Here is a 23,451-nt window from a genome sequence, read left to right as displayed (position 1 = left end):
CGCCGCGGATCGTGGCGCTGGGGGAGTCGGACTTCCAGCTGGCGAGGGACCCGGCCGCGCGGGCGGCCCGGATCCCGTCGGTGGCGTTCGGGGCGGCCCGCGCGTCGCTCGCGGCCGGCTGGCCGGTGCTGGTCCAGGTTCCGCGCGGGGGCTACGTGCCGGCGCTGGCGTGCCAGCGGTGCCGGGCACCGGCCCGCTGCCGACGGTGCGCGGGACCGCTGGGCCTGAGCCAGGAAGGACGCCTTCCGGACGTCGAGCGTCCGGAAGGCGTCCTTCCTGGCGGTGGTGGAGGCGGGGCCGAGGCGCGGTCGCCGACCTGCCGGTGGTGCGGCGTGGCGGACACCGCCTACCGGTGCGGTGTCTGCGGTTCCCGGCGGCTGCGGGCCATCGTCGTGGGCGCCAAGCGGACCGCGGAGGAGCTCGGGCGGGCGTTCGCCGACGTGCCCGTGGTCGGGTCCGGTGCCCGTGAGGTGCTCTCCGAGGTCGAGGATCGGGCCGCCCTGGTGGTCGCCACGCCCGGCGCCGAGCCCGTCACCCGCGGCGGGTACGGGGCGGCGCTGCTGCTCGACGGGTGGGCCCTGCTGGGTCGCGCCGACCTGCGGGCAGCCGAGGAGGCGGTGCGGCGGTGGATGGCCGCCGCCGCCATGGTTCGGCCCGGCCACGACGGCGGGCGCGTCGTGGTGCTCGCCGAGTCCGCGCTGGCACCCGTGCAGGCCCTGGTGCGGTGGGATCCCGTGTGGCACGCCCGCCAGGAGCTCGCCGCCCGCCAGGAGCTCGGGTTCCCGCCCGCGGTACGGATGGCGTCGGTCGACGGCGCGGCCGACGCGCTGGCCACGTTCCTCGACGAGCTCGAGCTGCCACCGTCCGGCGAGGTCCTCGGCCCGGTGCCGCTCGGTGACAGGGAGCGGGCACTCGTCCGTGCGTCCCGAACCGAGGGCCGGGCGCTCGCGGCGGCGCTGGCGACCGTCCAGCACGTGCGCACCGCGCGAAAGGAGCCGGACCCGATCCGCGTCCGACTGGATCCACTCGAGCTGATCTGACGAGCGTTGTTCGGTCGGGTCGGACGGGCCGTGGGTCGGCACTGAATAGACTGGCGAGCGGCCCCCGACCGAATTGGAGAACCGTGACAGTCCAGCCCATCCGCCTGTTCGGCGATCCGGTGCTGCGCACCCCGGCCGTGGAGGTCGTGGACTTCGACAAGGAACTGCACACCCTGGTCAAGGATCTGTGGGACACCATGGAGTCCGAGGGGGGCGCCGGCCTGGCCGCGCCGCAGCTCGGAGTCGGCCTGCGGGTGTTCACGTACCACTGCGACGGCGCCGCCGGACATCTGGTGAACCCGACCTGGACCGCGCTGGACGACGAGTACCAGGACGGCGAGGAAGGCTGTCTGTCCATCCCGGGCATGTACTTCGACTGCCGGCGCCACCGCAACGTCGTGGCCCGCGGCTGGAACATGCACGGCGACCCCGTGGAGATCGAGGGCACCGAGATGCTGGCTCGCTGCCTACAGCACGAGACCGACCACCTCGAAGGCGTGCTGTTCCTCGACCGGCTGACCCCCGAGACCCGCAAGGCCGCGATGAAGGAGATCCGCCAGGCCGACTGGTTCGACGGCGGCGTGCCCCAGCTCAAACAGAGCCCGCACTCGATCTTCGGCGGGGCCGTCTGACGATGCGTCTGGTATTCGCCGGTACTCCCGAGGTGGCGCTGCCCTCGCTGCGCACCCTGTTGGACAGCGGCCGGCACGAGGTGGCGGCGGTCGTCACCCGCCCGGACGCACCCGCCGGCCGCGGCCGCCACCTGGTCCGCTCGCCCGTCGGCGCGCTGGCCGACGAGCACGGCATCGAGGTGCTCACCCCGCGCAAGGCGTCCGACCCGGAGTTCCTGGACCGGCTGCGCGCCATCGCGCCCGGCTGCTGCCCCGTGGTGGCCTACGGCGCGCTGCTGCCCCAGGCCGCCCTCGACATCCCGCCGGAGGGTTGGGTGAACCTGCACTTCTCCGTGCTGCCCGCGTGGCGGGGCGCGGCTCCGGTGCAGGCCGCCGTGCGGACCGGCGACGAGATCACCGGCGCGAGCACATTCCGCATCGTCAAGGAGCTCGACGCCGGGCCGGTGTTCGGCGTGCTCACCGAGCCCGTGCGCGGGGACGACACCGCGGGCACGCTGCTCGCCCGGCTCGCCGAGGCCGGCGCGGGGCTGCTGCTGTCCACGATCGACGGCATCGAGGACGGCACGCTGTGCGCGCGGGAGCAGCCAGCCGACGGGGTGAGCTACGCACCCAAGGTGACCACCGGGGACGCCAAGGTCGACTTCACCGCGCCGGCCGTGGCGGTCGACCGGCAGGTGCGTGCGGTCACCCCGGATCCCGGTGCGTGGGCGGAGTTCCGCGGCGAGCGGATCAAGCTCGGCCCGGTGACCCGGCTGGGGGAGGACACTCTGAAGCCGGGCGAGCTGCGGGTCGGGCGCAGGCGGGTGCTGGTGGGCACCGCGACCGGGCCGGTGGCACTCGGCGAGGTGCAGGCAGGCGGCAAGAGACGGATGGCGGCGACCGACTGGGCGCGTGGCGCCCGCGTCGAGCCAGGAGAGCGGCTGACGTGACGCAACAAGGACGGCGCCCGGCGAGGTTCTCCCGGCCCCGCACGCCCCACCCACCCAAGCGGCGCACGGGTCCGAGCCGCCCGCCGGTGGAGGACCCGGCCCGGCAGGCCGCGCTCGACACGCTGCGCGAGGTCCGGGCCCGGGACGCCTACGCCAACCTGCTGCTGCCGCAGCTGCTGCGGGAACGCCGGATCACCGGCCGCGACGCCGCGCTGGCCACCGAGCTGGCCTACGGCGCGTGCCGCTGCATCGGGCTGCTTGACCAGGTTCTCGACGCCTGCCTGGAACGCCCGCTGTCCAAAGTGGAGCCAGGACTGCTGGACGTGCTGCGGCTGGGCTGCTACCAGCTGCTGCGCACCCGCATCCCACCGCACGCGGCCGTCGACTCCACTGTGGACCTGGTGCGCGCGGAGCAGGGCTCGCGGGTCACCGGGTTCGTCAACGCCGTGCTGCGCAAGGTGTCCGAGCGCGACGAGGAGAGCTGGATGCGCGAGCTCGCCCCCGACCCGGCGCAGGATCCGATCGGCAACCTCGCCATGCGCGAGGCGCACCCGCGCTGGGTGGCGCGGGCGTTCGCCGACTCGCTCGGCGACACGGGTGACGAGCTGCGGCGTGCGCTGGCCGCCGACAACGAGCGGCCGGCCGTGCATCTCGTGGCGCGGCCCGGCGAGGTCACCGCCGAGGAGCTGGCCGCCATGACCGGCGGCGAGGTCGCGCCGTACTCGCCGTACGGGGTGCGGCTCGCGGCCGGCGCGGGCGACCCGGCCGGCCTGGAGCCGGTCCGCGAGCGGCTCGCGTCGGTGCAGGATGAGGGCAGCCAGCTGTGTGCGATCGCGCTGACCCGGCCGGAGGTCGGTGATTCCGGCACCGGCTCCGACACGCGGTGGCTCGACCTGTGCGCCGGACCGGGCGGCAAGTCGGCGCTGCTCGCGGCGGTTCTCGGCATCAACGGCGGTCGGCTCGAGGCCGTCGACAAGGCCCCGCACCGGGCGCGGCTGGTCGAGCGGTCCACCGAGGGCCTGCCGGTCACCGTGCACGTCGGCGACGGCCGCCAGCCCGCCTCGCTCGGGTTCGCACCCGGCACGTTCGACCGGGTCCTCGTCGACGCGCCGTGCACCGGGCTCGGCTCGCTGCGCCGCCGCCCGGAGTCGCGCTGGCGGCGCCAGCCCTCGGACGTCGGCGAGCTGACCAAGCTGCAGCGCGAGCTGCTGCTCACCGCGGTCGACCTCGTACGCCCCGGCGGCGTCGTCGGCTACGTGGTGTGCTCGCCGCACCTGTCCGAGACCGTCGGCGTGGCGGCCGAGGTGGTCCGGCGGACCGGCGTCACCGCGCTCGACGCCCGCGCGGCGTTCCCCGACATGCCCGACCTCGGCGACGGCCCGTACGTGCAGCTGTGGCCGCACCGGCATGGCACTGACGCGATGTTCTGCGCGCTGCTGCGCAAATGACACCCCCAGTGTCGACCTCAGGTCGACGGCCGGCGCGAAGCCAGCACAACCCGCGCGGCCGCCAACCGCACCTAAGGGGAACGGGACGCAACCCAGCCACCGGTACGTGCCCAAACTGGACGGCATCAACGCACGGTGACCGCAAGGGTTAATTCCGGGGAGGCGGAACGGGCCGGCGCGGACGGCGTGGTGATCACCTACGGCACCGACACCATCGAGGAGACGGCGTTCTTCCTCGACCTCACCGTGCCCGATGCCGCGCCGGTGGTGGTGACCGGTGCGATGCGCCATCCCGAGGCGGCGGGCGCGGACGGCCCGGCGAACCTGTACGCCGCGATCGGGGTGGCCGCCGCGCGCCGCGCGCGGGCTCGGCTGCCTGGTGGTGATGTCCGACGAGGTGCACGGCGCGCGGTTCGTCCGCAAGAGCCACACGTCGAGCACGGCGCGTTCGTCTCGCCCGGTTTCGGCCCGCTGGGCCTGGTCGTGGAGGGCGACCCGCGCATCCGCGGCGCCGCCCGGACGGGCGTGACCCTGCCCGCCGAGCCGCGGGTCACCGAGCGGCGGGTCGGCATGATCACCATGGCACTCGGCGACGACGGCACGCTGCTGCGCCTGGCCGGGCAGGATCCGCCCGCGTTCGACGGGTCGGCGCCGGGCACGTGCCGGCCGCCGTGGTGGGGCTCGTCGCCGAGCACGCCGCGCGCCTCCCGGTCGTGCTGTCCACCCGGACCGGCGCGGGCTCGGTGCTGCGCCGGACCTACGGCTACCCGGGCTCGGAACGCGACCTGCTCGACCGCGGGCTCATCCACTCGGGCTTCCTGGATCCGGCGAAGGCACGGGTTCTGCTGCAGTTGCTGCTGGCCACGGGCGCGGACCGACCCGGCATCGCCGCCGCGTTCGACCGGTTCCGGTGACCCCGCCGGACCGGCCGGCGAACTCCGCACGATGCGAATCGGCACGGGCGCGGCCGGGGAATAAGCTCCAACCGTGTCCAGGAGACCGATGATCGCGCCGAGCATCCTGTCCGCGGACTTCGCCAGGCTCGCGGAGGCGACGGAGTCGGTGCGCGGGGCGGACTGGCTGCACGTGGACGTCATGGACGGGCACTTCGTCCCGAACCTCACGATCGGCCTGCCGGTGGTCGAGGCCCTGCTCGCGACCACCGACATCCCGCTCGACTGCCACCTGATGATCGACGACCCGGACCGCTGGGCCGTCGGCTACGCGGAGGCCGGCGCGTACAACGTCACCGTGCACGTCGAGGCGGCCGAGGACCCGGTGAGGATCGCGAAGGACCTGCGCTCCGCGGGCGCGAAGGCGGGGCTGTCGGTCAAGCCGGACACCCCGCTGGAGCCGTACGTGGAACTACTGGGCCACTACGACACGTTGCTCGTGATGTCTGTCGAGCCGGGGTTCGGCGGCCAGGAGTTCATCCCGGACGTCCTCGACAAGGTGCGGCTGGCGCGGGACCACGAGCTGAAGGTCCTGATCGAGATCGACGGGGGCATCAACCTGGACACCATCGAGCAGGCGGCGGAGGCCGGAGTGGACTGCTTCGTGGCCGGGTCGGCGGTCTACGGTGCGGACGACCCCGCGAAAGCCGTCGAGCGGCTGCGGGCACGAGCCGCGCGGGAAGAGCCGAGGGAGAGCTGAGTTGTTCACCGGGATCGTGGAGGAACGCGGCGAGGTCGTCGCCGTGCGAGACCTGCCGGACGCGGCGCGGATCACCGTCGCCGGCCCGCTGGTCACCAGCGACGTCAAGCTCGGCGACTCGATCGCGGTCAACGGCGTGTGCCTGACCGTCGTCGAGGTCGCCGGCGGCGCGTTCACCGCCGACGTCATGCGCGAGACGCTCGTGCGCAGCAGCCTGGACGAGATCGCCGCCGGCGACCCGGTGAACCTCGAGCGCGCCGCGGCGGTCGGTACGCGCTTCGGCGGGCACATCGTGCAGGGCCACGTCGACGGCACCGGCGTGATCCGCGCCCGCCGTCCGTCCGAGCACTGGGACCTGGTCAGCATCGGGCTGCCCGCCCAGCTGTCCCGCTACCTGGTCGAGAAGGGCTCGATCACGGTCGACGGAGTGTCGCTGACCGTCGTGGACGTGGCCGATGACGAGTTCTCCGTGAGCCTCATCCCGGAGACCCTGCGGGCGACCACGCTGGGCACGAAACAGCCGGGCGACCTGGTGAACCTCGAGGTGGACGTGGTCGCGAAGTACGTGGAGAGGTTGGTCGCGCCACACTTGTCCGACCCACGGCCAGCGTCGGCGCACAATGGACGCACGAACCAGGAGGCTCTGTGAGTGACATCCAGGGGATCGAGCGAGCCGTCGCCGATATCAAGGCCGGACGGCCGGTCATCGTGGTCGACGACGAGGACCGCGAGAACGAGGGCGACCTGATCTTCGCGGCCGAGAAGGCCACGCCGGAGCTCATCGCGTTCATGGTCCGCTACACGTCCGGCTACATCTGCGTGCCGCTCACCGAGGCCGACTGCGACCGGCTCGACCTCCCGCCGATGTTCCACACCAACCAGGACGTCCGGGGCACCGCCTACCGAGTGACCGTCGACGCCAAGGACGGCGTGAGCACCGGGATCTCCGCCGCCGACCGCGCCCACACCATCCGCACGCTCGCCGACGAGAAGTCCGCCGCCGACGACTTCAACCGGCCCGGCCACGTGGTTCCCCTGCGGGCCAAGGAAGGCGGCGTGCTGCGCCGGCCCGGCCACACCGAGGCGGCCATCGACCTCGCGAAGCTGGCGGGGCTGCGCCCGGCCGGCGTGCTGTGCGAGATCGTGTCCCAGAAGGACGAGGGCGACATGGCCCGCCGCGAGGAGCTCGAGGTGTTCGCGGCCGAGCACGACCTGACGATCATCTCGATCGCGGACCTCATCGACTACCGCCGCCGCAAGGAGGTCCAGGTCGTCCGGGTCGCGGAGGCCCGAATCCCGACCGCGGCCGGCACGTTCCGCGCGGTCGGCTACGACTCCAAGCTGGACGGCATCGAGCACATCGCGCTGGTCTACGGCGACATCGCCGACGGGGAGAACGTGCTCGTCCGCGTGCACTCGGAGTGCCTGACCGGTGACGTGTTCGGGTCGCTTCGCTGCGACTGCGGGCCGCAGCTGGACGCCGCGCTGGAAGCGGTCGCGGCCGAGGGCCGGGGGATCGTGCTCTACATGCGCGGGCACGAGGGCCGTGGCATCGGCCTGATGCACAAGCTGCAGGCCTACCAGCTGCAGGACGGCGGCGCGGACACCGTCGAAGCCAACCTCGCGCTCGGCGTGCCGGCCGACGCCCGCGACTACGGGCAGGGCGCGCAGATCCTCGTCGACCTGGGCGTGCGGTCCATGCGGCTGCTGACCAACAACCCGGCCAAGCGGGTCGGCCTGGACGGCTACGGCCTGACGATCGTCGACCGCGTGCCGCTGCCGATCCGGCCCAACTCGGAGAATCTGCACTACTTACGTACGAAGCGCGACCGGATGGGCCACGAGCTCGGTGACCTCGATATCTTGGACAGCGATATCTTGGACGGCGTGGAGCAGGCGTGAAATCAGGCCGCCGGGTCCCCAACCGCACCTCAGGGGACCGTGACGCAAGCCAGCCACAGGTACGTGGCCAAACGGATCCTGCTTCGCCCGACGTGACCACGACATTGAAGCTCGGGGAGGCGGAACGATGAGTGGCGAGGGCCGCCCGGACGTCGCGGTCCCCGAGTGTGAAGGCATCCGGCTCGCGATCGCGGCGACCCGGTGGCACGCGAAGATCACCGACACGCTGCTGGAGCGCGCGCTCGCGGCGGCACACAAGGCGGGCATCGAGGAGCCCACGGTCGTACGCGTGCCCGGTGCCGTCGAACTGCCGGTGGTCTGCCAGGCGCTGGCCAAGAACCACGAGGCGGTCGTCGCGCTCGGCGTGGTGGTCCGCGGCGGCACCCCGCATTTCGAGTACGTGTGCGACGCGGTGACCGCCGGCCTGACCCGGGTGGCGCTGGACGAGTCGACGCCGGTCGGCAACGGCGTGCTGACGGTCAACACCGAGGAGCAGGCGCTCGACCGGTGCGGGCTGCCGGACTCCGTGGAGGACAAGGGCTTCGAGGCGTGCGTGGCGGCCCTGGACACCGCGATGGTCGTGCGTGGGCTGCGCCAGCCGTGGACCGATCGGACCCTCAAGTGAGCTTTGTGGCGCGCCCCCGCCGTGTGCGGCTGTTCGCCGGGCTCGGTGCGGTGGTGCTGTTCGCCCTGTTCGCCGTGGCCGGCGTGTTCCTGCGGGAGAGCGACACGGGCACGAACTTCCGGCTGTCGGACCAGGTCGCGATGTTCGGCATCGGGATCATGCTGGCGCTGGGCGCGCTGTGGTTCACCCGCCCGCGGGTGCGCGCGGACCGCGACGGGGTCGAGGTGCGCAACATGCTCGGCTCCCGCCGGTACCCGTGGACGGACATCGAGCGGGTGAGCTTTCCGGACGGCTCGCCGTGGGCGCGGCTGGAGCTGCCGCGGGACGAGTACGTCCCGGTGCTCGCGATCCAGGCGATGGACGGCGAGCGTGCGGTGACCGCGATGCGCGAGCTGCGCCGGGTCCGCCGCGAGGCCAGCGAGTCCGGCGAGTCCAGCGAGTCCGCCGGGCACGGCTCGGGGGAGTAGCTCGACCGAGTGCCGCGGATGTTGATGTTTGAACCTCCCGGTGCGAGGGCGCGTAAGACCCCGTGTAGGTTTCCGTGTCCAGAAAGTCAGGAGGCTCCGGTTTTGACTGTCGTCGACCCCACCACCGACCCCCGCAAGCCCGAGGGCAGTCGTTCCCGCCGTGACGTGCTGTGCGGGCTCGCGGTCGCGCTCGTCGCGCCGGGCGCGCTCGTGGCCGCGTGCGGCAGCGATGACGCCGGCAACGGCGGCGGCGAGACGGGCGGGGGTGGCACCGACGCCGGGCCCACGTCGCTGTCCGACATCCCCGACGGCGGCGGACTCGTCGTCGACAACCCGAGCGGTGGCAAGGCGCTGCTCGTGCGGAACGGCCAGGAGGTCAAGGCGTACGACGCGTCCTGCACGCACATGGGCACCATCGTCGGCGTGCCGAAGGACGGGGTGTCGACCTGCCCGAACCACGGCAGCAAGTTCAACGTCGACACCGGCGCCGTCGTCAACGGGCCGGCCACCAAGCCCCTGCAGCAGCTCGACGTGCAGGTGAACGGCGACCAGGTGGTGCTGGCCTGAGCCGACCCTCCCAGTGGGGTGAGCCGAACGGCCAAAGATGAGGGCCGTTCGGGTTATAGCCTCACATGTTACTGCCTGGTTAGGGTGATTTTTGTCATCCATACCAGGCGGTAACCGCCGTTGTGCTCGGGAGCTGGCATGCGATCGGTTCGTAAGCGGGTGCGCATCTTCGGGGTGGCGCTGGGAGCGCTACTGGTGGGCGGGCTGGCGGTGGTCGTTCCCGCGGCCAACGCCGAGCAGACCGTGGCGGACGACCGGCAGACGGCGATCGTGTCGCTCGGCGACAGCGCGATCTCCGGCGAGGGCGCCGGAGACTACGAGCCCGGCACCAACGGCGAGAACGGCAACTGGTGCCACCGCTCCGCGAACGCGCTGGTGCACCGGACGGCGGTGGCCGACCGCACGTTCAACCTGGCCTGCTCGGGCGCGGACTCGGCGAACGTGTCGCTCGCCGACACCACGCACTACACCGAGGGCAGCCAGGCCCGGCGGCTGATCGACATCGCCCGCGAGTTCCGGGTCACGAACGTGCTCGTCCAGGTCGGTGCGAACGACGACCCGGCGTTCGCGGACACCATGGTCGACTGCATCCTCGCGTGGTTCAACCCGTTCGGCTCCGACTGTCGCAAGGACCTCGCGGACGAGTGGCCGCAGCGGCTGACCGCGATGGCACCGAAGGTCGAGGTGGCGATCGCGGACGTCAAGTCGGCGATGAGCCAGGCCGGCTACGCCGACGGCGACTACAACCTCGTCCTCACCTCGTACGCCTCGCCGCTGACCGAGCAGATGGACGAGATCCTGCACGGCCCGCAGGGCTGCCCGTTCAGGCTGGACGACGCGGAGTTCGGCCGTACGGTGGCGGTGCCGCAGCTGTCCGAGGCCCTGCGCGGGGTCGCGACCCGGACCGGCGTGAAGTTCCTCGACTTCTCCCGGGGCACCGAGGGCCACGAGGCGTGCAGCGGCGGCGGCGACTCGTCGACGGAGTGGCAGAACCGCGTCACGGTCGACCCGTGGGCATGGGTCACCGGTGGCCTGGACGCGATCGGCATGCACATGGCACAGCAGTCCTTCCACCCGAACGCCCGCGGCCACGCGCAGCTCGGCACCTGCGTGACGGAGTTCGTGAACACGGGAGCCGACTCGGCCGCCTGCGTGATCGGCGCGGACGGCAACCTGCACGCGGTCCAGTAGCGATCCCGGAGTCGTAGTCGGGGCAGGGGACGCCCGCCCCGCGCGAGGCCACCCTCGTCATTGTCGCGGCGAGGGTGGCCTTCCTCTTGCGGCCACTCTCTTGCGGCCATGGCACACCTGATCCGTAGAGGTGAAATTTCCCGTGTCGCAAGGGGATTTCCGTTCGGGTGGCCGTAGCGTGCCGGGCATGGGACGAGCCAACGCGCCGGCGTGCTATCGCGAGCTGGGCGCCGAACTGAGGAAGCGACGCGAGGCCGCGGGGGTCACCACCGCACGGGTGGCGCACCAGACCGGATGGGACCGCACGAGAGTCTCGCGCATCGAGTCGGGGCGGGTCGGCATCACCACCGTCGACGTGATCTTCTATCTGGGTGCCTGCGGCATCTACGCGAAGGACGCCAAGGAACTGCTGCGCCTGTGCCGAACCGCCGAGCACAAGGGCTACTGGCTCAGCCCGCACGACGAGTGGCTGGCGACCTCGCTCGCCTCGTTGATCTTCCATGAGTCCACAGCCGACCGGACGATCTGGTACGAGCCGTTCGTGGTGCCGGGTTTGCTCCAGACACGCGCCTACGCACGCACGATCATCGCGCCGGGTGCCGCCTGCATGTCACGGAGCGTCAAAGAAGCGGTCCACATCCGGATCGAGCGGCAGGCGATCCTCCGCCGCCGAAATCCAGCTGAGTTCGTGTTCTTCGTTCACGAGCAGGCGCTCCGGACCCAGGTCGGCAGCGCTGCGATCATGCACGAGCAACTGCTGCACATGGTGCTCATGGCCGCGCTCGGGCATGTGACGTTGCGGATCATTCCTGCGACGGTCACAGAACAGGCTGCGTACGGCGGGCCGTTTCAGTTGTTCGAGTACCGCCAGCACTCTCCGCTGCTCTACCTCGACGGCTTCCTGACCGGCATGTTCGTCGAGGACCACGACCTTGTCGGTGACCACTACCGCCACCTGCTCCCCGAACTGCGGGCGCTCGCGCTGGATGCGGGACAATCTCGGGAGTTCTCGGCCAACTTGGCCGACGAGTACGACCGAGGGAGCGCGCCGGATGTCCGAGTGGAGGAAGAGCAGCTTTAGCCAAAGCGGTGACAGTTCGTGCGTCGAGGTCCGGTGGCGGAAGAGCAGCGTCAGCCAAGGCGCCGGCAGCGGTTGCGTCGAGGTCGCCTTCCGGGCGACCTGCGTAGCGGTCCGCGACTCCAAGCACACCGGCCCGATGATCAGCGTCCCCGAGCTGGCGTGGCACCGGTTCGTCCGCGGCGCCGGCGGCGGGGCGCGCGCCTAGCGCCACGCTCATCCGATCGAGGGCTCGCCATGCTCGTCCGCACGGACGAGCATGGTGGGCATGGCAAGTTCTGGTGCATGCCCGGTATGTGGCTTGAGGATCGTTGCTCAACCAGGGCAGACCATTGGACCGCATCGCGCGCCGGGTGAACAAGAGCAGGGTCCGGGCACCGGTCGACCGCCGTGCCGGCATGGCAATGCCGGCAGGATCGCCGTTCCAGGCATGGCGTGCTCCGCGTGAAGGTAACGGAACTCGACGAGCTGCTGACCAAACTGATCTTGGAGTCGGATCACCCGGAGATCTCCGAGATCGAACGCGTGCCGACCGAAGGGTGGCCGGACAACCACACCCGCATCGTGGTGCGGTTCGCGAACGGCGCGTCAGCCGTGATCATGGTCCGTAACGTCGTGCGGCCCGGTGGTCGGCGTCATGCCGACTTCGAGGTACCGGCGGAGGTGCGGTGATGAAGGCCCCGCAGTTCGCCGACCTGTTGACGCGCCTTCTTCGCGAGTCCGCTCACCCTGGCATTGCGAACGTTGCCACGGAACGAATCTCCTCGGCGGACAACCCGGTGATCCATTGCACCGACGGCTCCGAGATTCACCTCCAGATCGTCACGAGCTCCCCGCCCGGTGGCGACCGCGACGATGCCGAGCCGGTGGTGCGCGAGCCGGGGTCTCCCATCCGGGTCGGTCAGCGAGAGCACTGACGCGCTTCGCCGCGGCGGCGAGAGCAGCTACCCGCGGGAGCGATGGCGCCGAGCCGCTCACCGTGGCGGTGGTTCGTCGGGGCCGTGCGCCACGCTGGCACCACGGCAGTGCCAGGGGCAGGGCCGGCTGTCGGGGGCCGGCCGTAGGCTGACGGTGTGGCAGATCCCGCGACGAGAAGGCTGACCTATCGTCCGTCGCCAGGCACGGTTCCCGATGCTCCCGGGGTCTACAAGTTCCGCGATCCTGGCGGCCGGGTGATCTATGTCGGCAAGGCGAAGAGCCTGCGTAGCCGGCTGAACTCCTACTTCGCGGACCTCTCGCTGCTGCACCCGCGCACCCGCCAGCTGGTCACCACCGCGGGCGCCGTCGAGTGGACCGTCGTCTCCACCGAGGTCGAGGCCCTCCAGCTCGAGTACAACTGGATCAAGGAGTTCGACCCGCGCTTCAACGTCCGCTACCGGGACGACAAGTCCTACCCGGTCCTCGCCGTGACCCTGCACGAGGAGTACCCCCGGCTGCACGTCTACCGGGGGCCGCGGCGCAAGGGCGTCCGCTACTTCGGGCCCTACGCCCACGCCTGGGCCATCCGCGAGACGCTCGACCTGCTGCTGCGCGTCTTCCCCGCGCGCACCTGCTCGGGGGGCGTCTTCAAGCGGCACGGCCAGATCGGCCGCCCGTGCCTGCTCGGCTACATCGGCAAGTGCTCCGCCCCGTGCGTCGACCGGGTCAGCGCCGAGGAGCACCGCGACATCGTCGAGGACTTCTGCGACTTCCTCGCCGGCCACACGGACAAGATGATGCGTCGCCTCGAGAAGGAGATGAGCTCGGCCGCCGCCGAGCTCGAGTTCGAGCGGGCCGCGCGGCTGCGCGACGACCTGTCGGCGCTGCGCCGCGCGATGGAGAAGCAGGCGGTCGTCCTCGGCAGCGGCACCGACGCCGACGTCGTGGCGTTCGCGCACGACGACCTCGAGGCCGCCGTCCAGGTGTTCCACGTCCGCGGCGGCCGGGTCCGCGGCCAGCGCGGCTGGGTCATCGACAAGATCGACGAGCTGGACGAGCCGGGCCTGGTCGACCAGTTCCTCTCCCAGTTCTACGGCGACCAGGCGGAGTTGGCCGAGGAGGGCGAGGCCAGCCCCGTCCCGCGCGAGCTGTTCGTCCCGGCGCTGCCCGAGGACGCCGACGCGGTCACCGACTGGCTCACCGCCCTGCGCGGCTCGCGCGTGCGGCTGCGCGTCCCGCAGCGCGGGGACAAGCGCGCGCTCATGGACACTGTGGCGCGCAACGCCAAGGAGGCGTTCACCCAGCACAAGCTGCGCCGCGCCGGCGACCTCACCGCCCGCTCGGCCGCGCTGCAGGAGCTGCAGGACGCGCTCGGCCTGGACACCGCGCCGCTGCGCATCGAGTGCGTCGACATCAGCCACATCCAGGGCAGCGACGTGGTCGCATCGCTCGTGGTGTTCGAGGACGGGCTCGCCCGCAAGTCCGAGTACCGCCGCTTCGCGCTCAGGCAGGCCGCCACCGAGGGTGACGTCGCCGCGATCGCCGAGGTGGTCCGCCGCCGCTTCCACCGCTACCTCGCCGAGACGAACGGGCAGCCGGAGACTCAGCCGGAGACTCAGCCCGATACCAGGCCCGGCATCGACCCGGAGACCGGCCGGCCCAAGAAGTTCGCCTACCCGCCCAATCTCCTCGTCGTCGACGGCGCGGGCCCGCAGGCCAACGCCGCCGCGGACGTCCTCGCCGAGATGGGCATCCAGGACGTCGCGGTCATCGGGCTGGCCAAGCGGCTCGAGGAGGTGTGGCTGCCGGCCGACCCGGAGCCGACGATCCTCTCCCGCACGAGCGAGGCGCTCTACCTCCTGCAGCGCGTCCGCGACGAGGCGCACCGGTTCGCGGTCGCCTACCACCGCAAGAAGCGCTCCAAGCGGATGGTGACCTCCGCGCTGGACGGCATCCCCGGGCTCGGCCAGAGCCGCAAGTCCGCCCTGCTCAGGCACTTCGGCTCGGTCAAGCGGTTACGCCAGGCCAGCATCGACGACATCAGCGGTGTACCGGGAATCGGCGCCAACACGGCGGCGCTGGTACACAGTGCGCTCGTAGGGGAGACCGAGGAGGGGAGTACGACGTGAAGGACGCTACGGGAGACCACGCGCACGGTGTGGAGGTCGCCGTGGTGACCGGGCTGTCCGGCGCCGGCCGCAGCACCGCGGCCAAGTGCCTGGAGGATCTCGGCTGGTTCGTGGTGGACAACCTGCCGCCCGAGCTGATCTCCACGATGGTCGAGCTCGGCGCCAAGGCACAGGGCGCGGTCACCAAGGTCGCCGTCGTGATGGACGTGCGCAGCCGCGCGTTCACCGAGGACCTGGCGTCGATCATCCGTGACCTCGACGCCAGCGGTTACAAGCCGCGGGTGCTGTTCCTCGAGGCCACCGACGAGGTGCTGATCCGCCGCTTCGAGCAGGTCCGCCGTGGCCACCCGCTGCAGGGCGACGGCCGGCTGATCGACGGCATCAAGGCCGAGCGCGACCTGCTCGGCCCGCTGCGCTCGGACGCCGACCTCGTGCTCGACACCAGCACGCTGTCCGTCCACCAGCTGCGCGCCAAGATCGAGGACACCTTCGGCACCGAGGCCAGCACCACGACCCGGGTCACCGTGCTGTCCTTCGGCTACAAGTACGGCATCCCGATGGACGCCGACCTCGTGATGGACGTGCGCTTCCTGCCCAACCCGTTCTGGATCCCCGAGCTCAAGGACCTCACCGGCCGCGACGCCGACGTCCGCAACTACGTGCTCACGCAGGAGGGCGCGGAGGAGTTCCTGGACCGCTACCACGAGCTGCTGCGGCTCATCGGCGCCGGCTACCGGCGGGAGGGCAAGCGGTACCTGACGCTCGCCATCGGGTGCACCGGCGGCAAGCACCGCAGCGTGACCATCTCCGAGGAGCTGTCGCGCCGCCTCGCCGACGAGGACCGGCTGGCCGTCAAGGTCGTCCACCGCGACCTGGGGAGGGAGTGAGGCCGTGCGAGCCGTCGCGCTCGGTGGTGGGCAGGGTCTGCACGCGACGCTGAGCGCGTTACGCCGGCTCACCGACGACGTGACCGCGGTGGTCACGGTCGCCGACGACGGCGGCTCGTCCGGCCGGCTGCGCCGCGAGCTCGGCCTGCTGCCACCCGGGGACCTGCGCAAGGCACTGGCCGCGCTCGCCGGCGAGGGCGACGAGAACTCGTTGTGGCGCATGGTCTTCGAGCACCGGTTCGGTGGAACCGGCGCGCTCGCCGGGCACGCCGTGGGCAACCTGCTGCTCGCCGGCCTGCTCGAGATCATCCCCGACCCGGTGACCGCGCTCGACCAGGCCGCGCGGCTGCTGGGTCTGCGCGGCCGGGTGCTGCCGATGTGTACCGAGCCGCTGGACATCGAGGCGGACGTCGTCGGGCTCGACGAGGACGCCACGGCCGTGCGGCGCATCCGCGGCCAGGTCGCCGTCGCCACGACGCCCGGCCAGGTGCGGCGGATCCGGCTGCACACCGCGGGCATGCCGGACTCGGTGCCCACCGCGTGCCCGGCGGCCGTGCGCGCGGTGCTGGACGCGGACGTCGTGCTGCTCGGCCCCGGCTCGTGGTTCACCAGCGTGCTGCCGCACCTGCTGGTGCCCGAGCTGCACGAGGCGCTGATCGAGACCGCCGCGTCCCGCATCGTGGTACTGAACCTGGTCCCGCAACCGGGGGAGACCGCCGGCTTCTCACCGGAACGTCATCTCGACGTACTCTGCGAGCACGCACCCCGCCTCCGGGTCGACGCGGTGATCGCCGACGCCGACTCGGTGTCGACGCCGGATCGTCTGCGACGGGCGGCGGAGTCGCTCGGGGCGAGCACATGGCTGGACGGGGTGGCGTCCGCCAAGGCCCGGGAGCGACACGATCCGCAGGCGCTGGCGGAGAGCCTGCGGGATGCCCTGGCGGCGGTAAATGCGCGATGAAAGGGCGCGCGACCCGGGTTGATGATGGGATGTACGCGGCGAGCTCGGCGACTCCGGTGGGAGGGATGTCGTCGGCGTGGTAGCCGTGTCGTTCTTGGAGAGGAGGGGCCTTGTGGCGATGACCGCAGCGGTCAAGGACGAGTTGAGCAGGCTGGCGGTGTCGAAGACCTGCTGTCGACGGGCGGAGGTGTCCTCACTGCTGCGCTTCGCCGGAGGGCTGCACATCGTGGGCGGGCGGGTCGTGGTCGAGGCCGAGCTGGACACCGGTGCGGCCGCGCGGCGGCTGCGCAAGGAGATCCACGACCTGTTCGGGCACTATGCGGACGTGCACGTGCTCGCGTCCGGCGGGCTGCGCAAGAGCACCCGGTACGTCGTGCGGGTGGTCAAGGACGGTGACGGCCTGGCCAGGCAGACCGGCCTGCTGGACCCGCGCGGGCGCCCGGTGCGCGGGCTGCCGGCGCCGGTGGTGTCCGGCGGGGTGTGCGACGCGGAGGCGGCCTGGCGCGGGGCGTTCCTCGCGCACGGCTCACTGACCGAGCCGGGCCGCTCCTCGGCGCTGGAGATCACCTGCCCCGGCCCGGAGGCGGCGCTGGCCCTGGTCGGGGCTGCGCGCCGGATGGGCATCCAGGCGAAGTCCCGCGAGGTCCGCGGGGCCGACCGCGTCGTGGTCCGCGACGGCGACGCCATCGGCGCCATGCTGACCCGCCTGGGCGCGCACTCGAGCGTGCTGGCCTGGGAGGAGCGGCGGATGCGCCGGGAGGTCCGGGCGACCGCCAACCGCCTGGCCAACTTCGACGACGCGAACCTGCGCCGCTCGGCCCGCGCCGCCGTCGCGGCCGCCGCGCGGGTCCAGCGGGCGATGGAGATCTTGGGGGACACCGCGCCGGACCACCTGAGCGCCGCCGGCAAGCTGCGCCTGGCGAACCGGCAGGCGTCGCTGGAGGAGCTGGGTCAGCTGTCCGACCCGCCGATGACGAAGGACGCGGTCGCCGGCCGCATCCGCAGGCTGCTGGCGATGGCCGACAAGCGCGCGAAGGACCTGGGCCTGCCCGACACGGAGTCGGCGGTCACGCCGGAGATGCTGGAGGCCGAGGTCTAGTGCGAAGAGTCTGAGCGCGCGGAGTGTGGGTGCACGGAGTGTGGGCCCGCCGAGGTTTGAGCCGCGGGGTCCGGGCCGCGAAGTGGGGGCCGGGGCTGGCGGAACCCCGGCCCCCGGCCGCTCGCGGATGACCCCCCTGCGAAACACCCGCGAGCGGCGGCAGGTGAGCGGCGAACGGCCTGACATGATGAACCCGCCTGACTGACCCCCACGCAGTCAGGCGGGTTCTCATCGGGTGCCGCATCCCCCCGGGACGGTGAGCCATCCCCCGTCTCACCGTCATCCAGCGCCCCCCACAGAGACAAGAGCATGCCTCGGGTGCCCAGATACGCACCCGGTCGGAAATTCCTTCGGTGATGCACGGAAATGTGGGTATCCGCAGGAAACGGGCCATGCACCCCGTGCGGGACATGATCCATCTGATTCGATACAGTTAGGTCACTCCCACGATCCGCGACCATGGTGCGGTGGGCGATAGGGTGACTGGGCGGTCCAACAACACGAGCACGAGGAGACGCACGGTGACGGTTCGAGTAGGCGTCAACGGCTTCGGTCGTATCGGCCGCAACTTCTGGCGCGCGGTTCAGGCCAGTGACCACGACATCGAGATCGTGGCCTTCAACGACCTCGGCGACGTGGCGACGATGGCCCATCTGCTGAAGTACGACAGCGTGCTCGGCCCGCTGTCCGAGGAGGTCACGACGACCGCGGACGGCATCCAGGTCGGCGACAAGACGATCAAGGCCCTGGCCGAGCGCGACCCGGGCAAGCTGCCCTGGAAGGACCTGGGTGTCGACGTCGTGATCGAGTCGACCGGGTTCTTCACCAAGGCCGAGGACGCCCGCCGGCACGTCGACGAGGGCGGTGCCAAGAAGGTCATCATCTCCGCGCCGGCCAAGGGCGAGGACCTGACCGTGGTCATCGGCGCCAACGAGCACCTGTACGACGGATCGCAGACCGTCATCTCCAACGCGTCCTGCACCACCAACTGCCTCGCCCCGCTGGCCAAGGTCCTCCACGATGCGTTCACCATCGAGAAGGGCCTGATGACCACGATCCACGCGTACACGCAGGACCAGAACCTCCAGGACGGCCCGCACAAGGACCTCCGCCGCGCCCGTGCCGCCGCGCTGAACGTCGTGCCGACCTCGACCGGCGCCGCCAAGGCCATCGGCCTGGTGCTGCCGGAGCTCAACGGCAAGCTGGACGGTTACTCGCTGCGCGTTCCGGTGCCGACCGGCTCGATCACCGACCTGACCGTGGACCTCGCCAAGGAGGTCACCGTGGACGAGGTCAACGCCGCCTACCGCGCCGCGGCCGACGGGCCGCTCAAGGGCATCCTGCGCTACAGCGATGCGCCGATCGTGTCCTCCGACATCGTCACCGACCCGGCGTCGTGCATCTACGACGCGCCGATCACCAAGGTCATCGGCAACCAGGTCAAGGTCTACGGCTGGTACGACAACGAGTGGGGCTACTCCAGTCGGCTCGCCGACCTGACCGCGCTCGTCGCCACCAAGCTGTAGGCCACCGTGAGGACTCTCGACGATCTGCTCGCCGAGGGTGTCTCGGGCCGGCGCGTGCTCGTGCGTGCCGACCTGAACGTCCCGCTCAACGACGGCACCGGCGAGCGCATCACCGACGACGGCCGCATCCGCGCGTCGCTGCCGACCCTGCGGCGGCTCGCCGATGCGGGCGCCCGGGTCGTGGTCGCCGCGCACCTCGGCCGGCCGAAGGGCGAGCCGGACCCGAGGTACTCGCTCGCCCCGGTGGCCGTCCGGCTCGGCGAGCTGCTCGGCATGCGGGTGCCGCTCGCCGGGGATCTGGTCGGCCCGTCCGCTCGGTCCACTGTGGACGGCCTGGCGGACGGCGGGGTGGCGCTGCTGGAGAACGTCCGCTTCGACGCTCGCGAGACGAGCAAGGACGCCGCCGCCCGCGGCGAGCTCGCGGGGGAGCTGGCCGCGTTGGTGGGCGAGTCCGGCGTGTTCGTGTCCGACGGGTTCGGCGTGGTGCACCGCAAGCAGGCCTCCGTGTTCGACGTCGCGCGCGTGCTGCCCGGCTACGCGGGCGGGCTCGTGCTGGCCGAGCTGGAGGTGTTGCGCAGGCTCACCGGCGACCCGGCCCGGCCGTACGTGGTGGTGCTCGGCGGGTCCAAGGTCTCCGACAAGCTCGCCGTGATCGAGTCGCTGCTGCCGACCGTCGACCGGCTGCTCGTGGGCGGCGGCATGTGCTTCACGTTCATGGCCGCCGAGGGCCTCGGCGTCGGCGGCTCGCTGCTCGAGGCCGACATGATCGACACGTGCAAGGGGTTGCTCGCTGCCGCCGGAGGCAAAATACAGTTGCCCGTGGACGTGGTGATCGCCGACGACTTCTCGGCCGAGGCCAACATCCAGTCGGTGCTCGCCGCGCAGATACGCGAGGGCTGGAAGGGCCTGGACATCGGGCCGATCACGGCGCAGCGGTACGGTGCCGTGCTGGCCGAGGCGGCGACCGTGTTCTGGAACGGGCCGATGGGCGTGTTCGAGCTGGCGCCATTCGCCGAGGGCACCCGCACCCTGGCGCGGTCCATTGTGGACTCGAAGGCGTACAGTGTGGTCGGTGGCGGTGACTCGGCGGCCGCGGTGCGCGCGCTCGGCCTGCCCGAGGACCGCTTCTCGCACATCTCCACCGGCGGCGGCGCGTCGCTGGAGTTCCTGGAAGGCAAGCCACTTCCGGGCATCGAGGTGTTGGAAGCGACGGGATGAGCGGCGCATCTTGGTGCCCAGGTGAGTCCTCCGCAACCGCACCTCAGGGGAACGTGACGCAACCCCGCCACATGTAACGGTGCAACGGAAGGTGTCGTCCGGACATGACCACAAGTTTGAAGAGCGGGGAGGCGGATCTCACATGACCCGTCGGGTGCTCATCGCCGGCAACTGGAAGATGAACCTCAATCACCTCGAGGCCATCGCGCTGGTGCAGAAGATCGCGTTCGCCCTGCCGGAGAAGTACTTCGCCAAGGTCGAGGTGGCCGTGCTGCCGCCGTTCACGGACATCCGCAGCGTCCAGACGCTGGTGGACGGCGACAGGCTGCTCCTGCGCCACGGTGCACAGGACCTGTCCAGGCACGACTCGGGTGCCCACACCGGTGACGTGTCGGGTGCGATGCTCGCGAAGCTCGGCTGCGCCTACGTGACGGTCGGCCACTCCGAGCGCCGCGAGTACCACGCGGAGAGCGACGAGTTGGTCAACGGCAAGGTCAAGGCGGCGCTCAAGCACGACATCGCGCCGATCCTCTGCGTCGGCGAGAAGCTGGAGGTCCGCGAGGCGGGCGACCACGTCGAGCACACCGCCGCGCAGCTGATCGCCGGCCTCAAGGGGTGCAAGACCGAGCAGGTCACCAAGGTCGTGCTGGCCTACGAGCCGGTCTGGGCGATCGGCACCGGCCGGGTCGCCACGCCGGCCGACGCGCAGGAGGTGTGCGCGGCGCTGCGGGCGAGGCTCGCGGAGAAGTACGGCCAGAACGTGGCCGACGAGGTGCGGATCCTCTACGGCGGCTCGGTGAAGGCGAACAACATCGGCGACCTCGTGAAGCAGGACGACATCGACGGTGCCCTGGTCGGCGGCGCGAGCCTGGACGCCGAGGAGTTCACCAAGCTCTGCGCCCTAGCCGCCGGCGGCCCCCTCCCCTAACCCGCGTGTCCAACGTTCCGGACCCGCGTGTCCAACGTTCCGGACCCGCGTGTCCAACGCTCCGGACCCGCGAGTTCAACGCTCCGAACGTTGGACTCGCGGGTCGCGAATGTTGGACTCGCGGGTCGCGAACGTTGGACTCGCGGTTAGAACGGGGTGATGGTGACGGTCATCGAGGTTGGGGCCGGGTCCTCGATGTAGGACGCGTGCTCGCACACGTCGTCGAACGCGAAGCCGTACGCGTCGCCGTCCACAGTGTTCTCGTGCATGATCCGCGAGTAGTGGTTGGTGACGTCGTCCCGGTAGTACTGGCCGGCGTCCGCGAGCGGCTGCTCGGTCGTGTCGGTGAGCACGCCGCGGTTGAAGCCCGCACCGAGCGCGGCGGCCACCGGACCCGTGACGCCGTCGTTGGGCGCGGAGAGCGCGCCGTCGCAGAACAGCACGTCCCGGGTGCTCGGCTTGGCGAAGGCACGCACCCCGCCGGAGAACACGAACCGGTCGCCCGAGACCTGCCCGGTGAACGCGTTCGCGCCCGCGGTCACGGTCATCGTGTTCGACCGGTAGTGCTCCCACACCTGGTCGACATGGGCGGCGAAGTAGTCCGCGGCGAACCGGCCCGCGTCGAGGCCGTGGCCCGGCGCGATGACCCGGAGATCCTCCAGCACCAGGCCGCCGTACCCGGCCTGACCGGACATCGCGGAGAACACCGCGGCCCGGCCGCCGTCGCGCAGCCGCCCGGTCGTCTGCTGCGCGGCGCCGGACAGCGTGATCGCGAGCGGCACCGACAGCATGTCGACCATCGTGGTGTTGCAGTGCATGCCCGCGCCGTCGTAGGTGAACTCCGCGCAGTCGTGCAGGACCGGGTAGTTCGGGTCCGAGTCGACCCAGCCCGCGGGGTAGGCGAGCGTGTTGCCCGGGTTGCACCGGATCTTCAGCCGGTCGCCGATCGCCACGTAGACCCGGCCCGACATGCCCTGCGGCAGCGACAGCGTCGTGCCGCCGCCCTCCACCGGGATGGCGTAGTCGGTGTAGCCGTCCGGCCCGTTGTCGGCCTCCGACACCGCAACGAGCCGGCCGTCCGCCGACAGCCGGCACTGCTGGCCGGTCGCCAGGTCCGTGCCGACCACGTAGGTCCACACCGGACCGCGTCCGGACTCGTTGGCCAGCGTCAGCGACATCGCGGCACCGCGGGCCGGCCGGCCCGCGGTGGTGTCCTCCGCGCTGACGCCGTTCGCGGCGAGCGGAACGCCGGCGGTCGCGGCCGCCAGCCCCCCGAGAAACGTCCGTCGCGTGATCATGGAACTGTTCTCCTTCCGGCACCGTTGTCGGCTGTCCGTGATGGACAGTGGAGGCCACGCAGTTCCCTTTGTCCCGAAGGGTCGACCAGCTAACCGTTGAGTATTGACCAGTTTGTTCCCGTGCGCAACAATTTCCCCCTGATGGACGGGGGCAGCGTGTGACGATCTCCGGCCACCAGGTAACCTGTGGCTTCACCGCGAACGCGGGCATCGGTTCGACAGCGAGGATGACATGGTTCTAGCCCTGCAGATTGGTTTGATCGTCACCAGCCTGCTGCTGATCCTGCTGGTGCTGCTGCACCGCGGGCGGGGCGGTGGTCTGTCGTCCCTGTTCGGTGGCGGCATGCAGTCGAGCCTGGCCGGGTCGAGCGTCGCGGAGAAGAACCTCGACCGGGCGACGCTGTTCGTCGGCGCCATCTGGCTGATCTGTGTCGTCGGACTCGGCCTGCTGATCAAGGTCGTCTGACGGCGGGCGACCACTCGTTTCGTGCGGCCTCCGCACATCTCTTGACCAGGCATTTTCCCGCATTCGACACCTTGTTGGGGGTGTGAAAGTCGATGGCTGGTGGTAGTGCGATTCGAGGGACTCGAGTCGGCGCCGGTCCCATGGGCGAGTCGGAGAGGGGAGAGGCCGCCCCCCGTAGGCGGGTTTCCTACTGGTGCGCCAACGGGCACGAGTCGCGCCCGTCGTTCGCGCTCGACGCCGAGGAGCCGGAGTCGTGGGACTGTCCACGGTGTGGGCTGCCCGGTGGCCGGGACGAGCAGGAGCCGCCGAAGGCGCCGCGCAACGAGCCCTACAAGACCCACCTCGCGTACGTGAAGGAGCGCCGCTCGGACGCGGACGGTGAGGCGATCCTCGCCGAGGCGCTGGCCAAGCTGCGCAAGCAGCGCGAGGGCTGAGAACCGGCTCAGAAAGCCGGCTGAGACGCACGAGGAGGCCGCGCCCGGGCAACCG

General features: G+C 71.3%; 25 protein-coding genes and 2 pseudogenes. 26 read left to right on the top strand and 1 reads right to left on the bottom strand.

The window, feature by feature from the left end:
• The 24 genes and pseudogenes from ACRDTB_RS27650 to tpiA all read left to right on the top strand — a co-directional run.
• Positions 1-1,040, top strand: a pseudogene (locus tag ACRDTB_RS27650) (primosome assembly protein PriA); the annotation flags it as partial.
• A gap of 83 nt (positions 1,041-1,123) precedes the next feature.
• The gene (gene def / locus ACRDTB_RS27645) at positions 1,124-1,672 is read left to right on the top strand and encodes a peptide deformylase (protein ID WP_431434970.1); all 549 of its coding nucleotides are present in this window, start codon (positions 1,124-1,126) and stop codon (positions 1,670-1,672) included.
• A gap of 2 nt (positions 1,673-1,674) precedes the next feature.
• Positions 1,675-2,601: a methionyl-tRNA formyltransferase gene (gene fmt, locus ACRDTB_RS27640; protein ID WP_431434968.1), complete on the top strand. Its 927-nt coding sequence runs from the start codon at positions 1,675-1,677 to the stop codon at positions 2,599-2,601.
• Positions 2,598-4,049, top strand: a complete 1,452-nt coding sequence (locus ACRDTB_RS27635; RefSeq protein ID WP_431434967.1) for an RsmB/NOP family class I SAM-dependent RNA methyltransferase — start codon at positions 2,598-2,600, stop codon at positions 4,047-4,049. Before fmt ends, ACRDTB_RS27635 begins: the two co-directional genes overlap by 4 nt.
• 135 nt (positions 4,050-4,184) lie before the next feature.
• Positions 4,185-4,493, top strand: a pseudogene (locus ACRDTB_RS27630) (asparaginase domain-containing protein); the annotation flags it as partial.
• A gap of 215 nt (positions 4,494-4,708) precedes the next feature.
• A complete protein-coding gene (locus tag ACRDTB_RS27625) occupies positions 4,709-4,963 on the top strand; it encodes a hypothetical protein (protein WP_431434973.1) in 255 nt (84 codons plus the stop codon).
• Between the two features lie 88 nt (positions 4,964-5,051).
• Entirely contained in the window at positions 5,052-5,702 is a 651-nt protein-coding gene (gene rpe, locus ACRDTB_RS27620; protein WP_431434971.1) for a ribulose-phosphate 3-epimerase, read from the top strand.
• 1 nt (position 5,703) lies between these two features.
• The gene (locus tag ACRDTB_RS27615; RefSeq protein ID WP_431434965.1) at positions 5,704-6,351 is read left to right on the top strand and encodes a riboflavin synthase; all 648 of its coding nucleotides are present in this window, start codon (positions 5,704-5,706) and stop codon (positions 6,349-6,351) included.
• A complete protein-coding gene (locus ACRDTB_RS27610) occupies positions 6,348-7,604 on the top strand; it encodes a bifunctional 3,4-dihydroxy-2-butanone-4-phosphate synthase/GTP cyclohydrolase II (RefSeq protein WP_431434963.1) in 1,257 nt (418 codons plus the stop codon). Before ACRDTB_RS27615 ends, ACRDTB_RS27610 begins: the two co-directional genes overlap by 4 nt.
• Before the next feature lie 127 nt (positions 7,605-7,731).
• Positions 7,732-8,229 carry a 6,7-dimethyl-8-ribityllumazine synthase gene (gene ribH / locus ACRDTB_RS27605; protein WP_431434961.1) on the top strand — a complete coding sequence of 166 codons (498 nt, stop codon included), beginning with the start codon at positions 7,732-7,734 and terminating at the stop codon, positions 8,227-8,229.
• Positions 8,226-8,696 carry a PH domain-containing protein gene (locus ACRDTB_RS27600; RefSeq protein WP_431434960.1) on the top strand — a complete coding sequence of 157 codons (471 nt, stop codon included), beginning with the start codon at positions 8,226-8,228 and terminating at the stop codon, positions 8,694-8,696. The genes ribH and ACRDTB_RS27600 overlap by 4 nt, the downstream gene beginning before the upstream one ends.
• Positions 8,697-8,798: 102 nt before the next feature.
• Complete coding sequence (locus ACRDTB_RS27595) at positions 8,799-9,263, top strand: Rieske (2Fe-2S) protein (RefSeq protein ID WP_431434958.1); 465 nt, start codon at positions 8,799-8,801, stop codon at positions 9,261-9,263.
• Between the two features lie 138 nt (positions 9,264-9,401).
• Positions 9,402-10,454: a GDSL-type esterase/lipase family protein gene (locus ACRDTB_RS27590; RefSeq protein ID WP_431434956.1), complete on the top strand. Its 1,053-nt coding sequence runs from the start codon at positions 9,402-9,404 to the stop codon at positions 10,452-10,454.
• A gap of 187 nt (positions 10,455-10,641) precedes the next feature.
• On the top strand, positions 10,642-11,535 hold the full coding sequence (locus ACRDTB_RS27585; RefSeq protein ID WP_431434955.1) for a helix-turn-helix domain-containing protein: 894 nt from the start codon (positions 10,642-10,644) through the stop codon (positions 11,533-11,535).
• On the top strand, positions 11,507-11,740 hold the full coding sequence (locus ACRDTB_RS27580; RefSeq protein WP_431434953.1) for a DUF397 domain-containing protein: 234 nt from the start codon (positions 11,507-11,509) through the stop codon (positions 11,738-11,740). Before ACRDTB_RS27585 ends, ACRDTB_RS27580 begins: the two co-directional genes overlap by 29 nt.
• Positions 11,741-11,976: 236 nt before the next feature.
• Positions 11,977-12,204, top strand: a complete 228-nt coding sequence (locus ACRDTB_RS27575; RefSeq protein ID WP_431434951.1) for a hypothetical protein — start codon at positions 11,977-11,979, stop codon at positions 12,202-12,204.
• Positions 12,204-12,449, top strand: coding sequence for a hypothetical protein (locus ACRDTB_RS27570; protein WP_431434950.1), 246 nt, complete (start codon positions 12,204-12,206; stop codon positions 12,447-12,449). Before ACRDTB_RS27575 ends, ACRDTB_RS27570 begins: the two co-directional genes overlap by 1 nt.
• Positions 12,450-12,605: 156 nt before the next feature.
• Positions 12,606-14,579, top strand: a complete 1,974-nt coding sequence (gene uvrC, locus ACRDTB_RS27565; protein WP_431434948.1) for an excinuclease ABC subunit UvrC — start codon at positions 12,606-12,608, stop codon at positions 14,577-14,579.
• Entirely contained in the window at positions 14,576-15,466 is an 891-nt protein-coding gene (gene rapZ / locus ACRDTB_RS27560; RefSeq protein ID WP_431434946.1) for an RNase adapter RapZ, read from the top strand. Before uvrC ends, rapZ begins: the two co-directional genes overlap by 4 nt.
• Positions 15,467-15,470: 4 nt before the next feature.
• A complete protein-coding gene (locus ACRDTB_RS27555) occupies positions 15,471-16,427 on the top strand; it encodes a gluconeogenesis factor YvcK family protein (RefSeq protein WP_431434944.1) in 957 nt (318 codons plus the stop codon).
• Positions 16,428-16,539: 112 nt separating this feature from the next.
• Positions 16,540-17,526, top strand: a complete 987-nt coding sequence (whiA, locus tag ACRDTB_RS27550) for a DNA-binding protein WhiA (protein ID WP_431434942.1) — start codon at positions 16,540-16,542, stop codon at positions 17,524-17,526.
• A gap of 521 nt (positions 17,527-18,047) precedes the next feature.
• Positions 18,048-19,052: a type I glyceraldehyde-3-phosphate dehydrogenase gene (gene gap, locus ACRDTB_RS27545; RefSeq protein ID WP_431434940.1), complete on the top strand. Its 1,005-nt coding sequence runs from the start codon at positions 18,048-18,050 to the stop codon at positions 19,050-19,052.
• A gap of 6 nt (positions 19,053-19,058) precedes the next feature.
• Positions 19,059-20,270, top strand: a complete 1,212-nt coding sequence (locus tag ACRDTB_RS27540) for a phosphoglycerate kinase (protein ID WP_431434938.1) — start codon at positions 19,059-19,061, stop codon at positions 20,268-20,270.
• Between the two features lie 142 nt (positions 20,271-20,412).
• On the top strand, positions 20,413-21,198 hold the full coding sequence (gene tpiA, locus ACRDTB_RS27535; protein ID WP_431434937.1) for a triose-phosphate isomerase: 786 nt from the start codon (positions 20,413-20,415) through the stop codon (positions 21,196-21,198).
• Between the two features lie 146 nt (positions 21,199-21,344).
• Here the strand turns inward: tpiA and ACRDTB_RS27530 are convergent, their stop codons facing one another.
• Positions 21,345-22,496, bottom strand: a complete 1,152-nt coding sequence (locus ACRDTB_RS27530) for a beta-1,3-glucanase family protein (protein WP_431434936.1) — start codon at positions 22,494-22,496, stop codon at positions 21,345-21,347.
• A gap of 232 nt (positions 22,497-22,728) precedes the next feature.
• Here ACRDTB_RS27530 and secG point away from each other — a divergent pair, with 232 nt between their 5' ends.
• Together secG and ACRDTB_RS27520 are read left to right on the top strand one after the other, a co-directional pair.
• A complete protein-coding gene (secG, locus tag ACRDTB_RS27525; RefSeq protein ID WP_431434934.1) occupies positions 22,729-22,962 on the top strand; it encodes a preprotein translocase subunit SecG in 234 nt (77 codons plus the stop codon).
• A gap of 92 nt (positions 22,963-23,054) precedes the next feature.
• Positions 23,055-23,396 carry an RNA polymerase-binding protein RbpA gene (locus ACRDTB_RS27520; RefSeq protein ID WP_331970773.1) on the top strand — a complete coding sequence of 114 codons (342 nt, stop codon included), beginning with the start codon at positions 23,055-23,057 and terminating at the stop codon, positions 23,394-23,396.
• Positions 23,397-23,451: the final 55 nt, after the last annotated feature.

The sequence above is a fragment of the Actinophytocola sp. genome (assembly GCF_050699935.1).
Classification (GTDB): domain Bacteria; phylum Actinomycetota; class Actinomycetes; order Mycobacteriales; family Pseudonocardiaceae; genus Actinophytocola.
Note: the sequence above shows the minus strand (reverse complement) of the source record. Positions and strands in the feature narration are given on the sequence as shown.

Excerpts from the sequence above, each read along its gene's own strand:
- ACRDTB_RS27585 (WP_431434955.1), top strand. The coding sequence starts at position 10,642 with ATGGGACGAGCCAACGCGCCGGCGTGCTATCGCGAGCTGGGCGCCGAA.
- fmt (WP_431434968.1), top strand. The coding sequence starts at position 1,675 with ATGCGTCTGGTATTCGCCGGTACTCCCGAGGTGGCGCTGCCCTCGCTG.
- secG (WP_431434934.1), top strand. The coding sequence starts at position 22,729 with ATGGTTCTAGCCCTGCAGATTGGTTTGATCGTCACCAGCCTGCTGCTG.
- rpe (WP_431434971.1), top strand. The coding sequence starts at position 5,052 with ATGATCGCGCCGAGCATCCTGTCCGCGGACTTCGCCAGGCTCGCGGAG.
- ACRDTB_RS27570 (WP_431434950.1), top strand. The coding sequence starts at position 12,204 with ATGAAGGCCCCGCAGTTCGCCGACCTGTTGACGCGCCTTCTTCGCGAG.
- ACRDTB_RS27520 (WP_331970773.1), top strand. The coding sequence starts at position 23,055 with ATGGCTGGTGGTAGTGCGATTCGAGGGACTCGAGTCGGCGCCGGTCCC.
- ribH (WP_431434961.1), top strand. The coding sequence starts at position 7,732 with ATGAGTGGCGAGGGCCGCCCGGACGTCGCGGTCCCCGAGTGTGAAGGC.
- tpiA (WP_431434937.1), top strand. The coding sequence starts at position 20,413 with ATGACCCGTCGGGTGCTCATCGCCGGCAACTGGAAGATGAACCTCAAT.
- ACRDTB_RS27590 (WP_431434956.1), top strand. The coding sequence starts at position 9,402 with ATGCGATCGGTTCGTAAGCGGGTGCGCATCTTCGGGGTGGCGCTGGGA.
- ACRDTB_RS27530 (WP_431434936.1), bottom strand. The coding sequence starts at position 22,496 with ATGATCACGCGACGGACGTTTCTCGGGGGGCTGGCGGCCGCGACCGCC.
- ACRDTB_RS27580 (WP_431434953.1), top strand. The coding sequence starts at position 11,507 with ATGTCCGAGTGGAGGAAGAGCAGCTTTAGCCAAAGCGGTGACAGTTCG.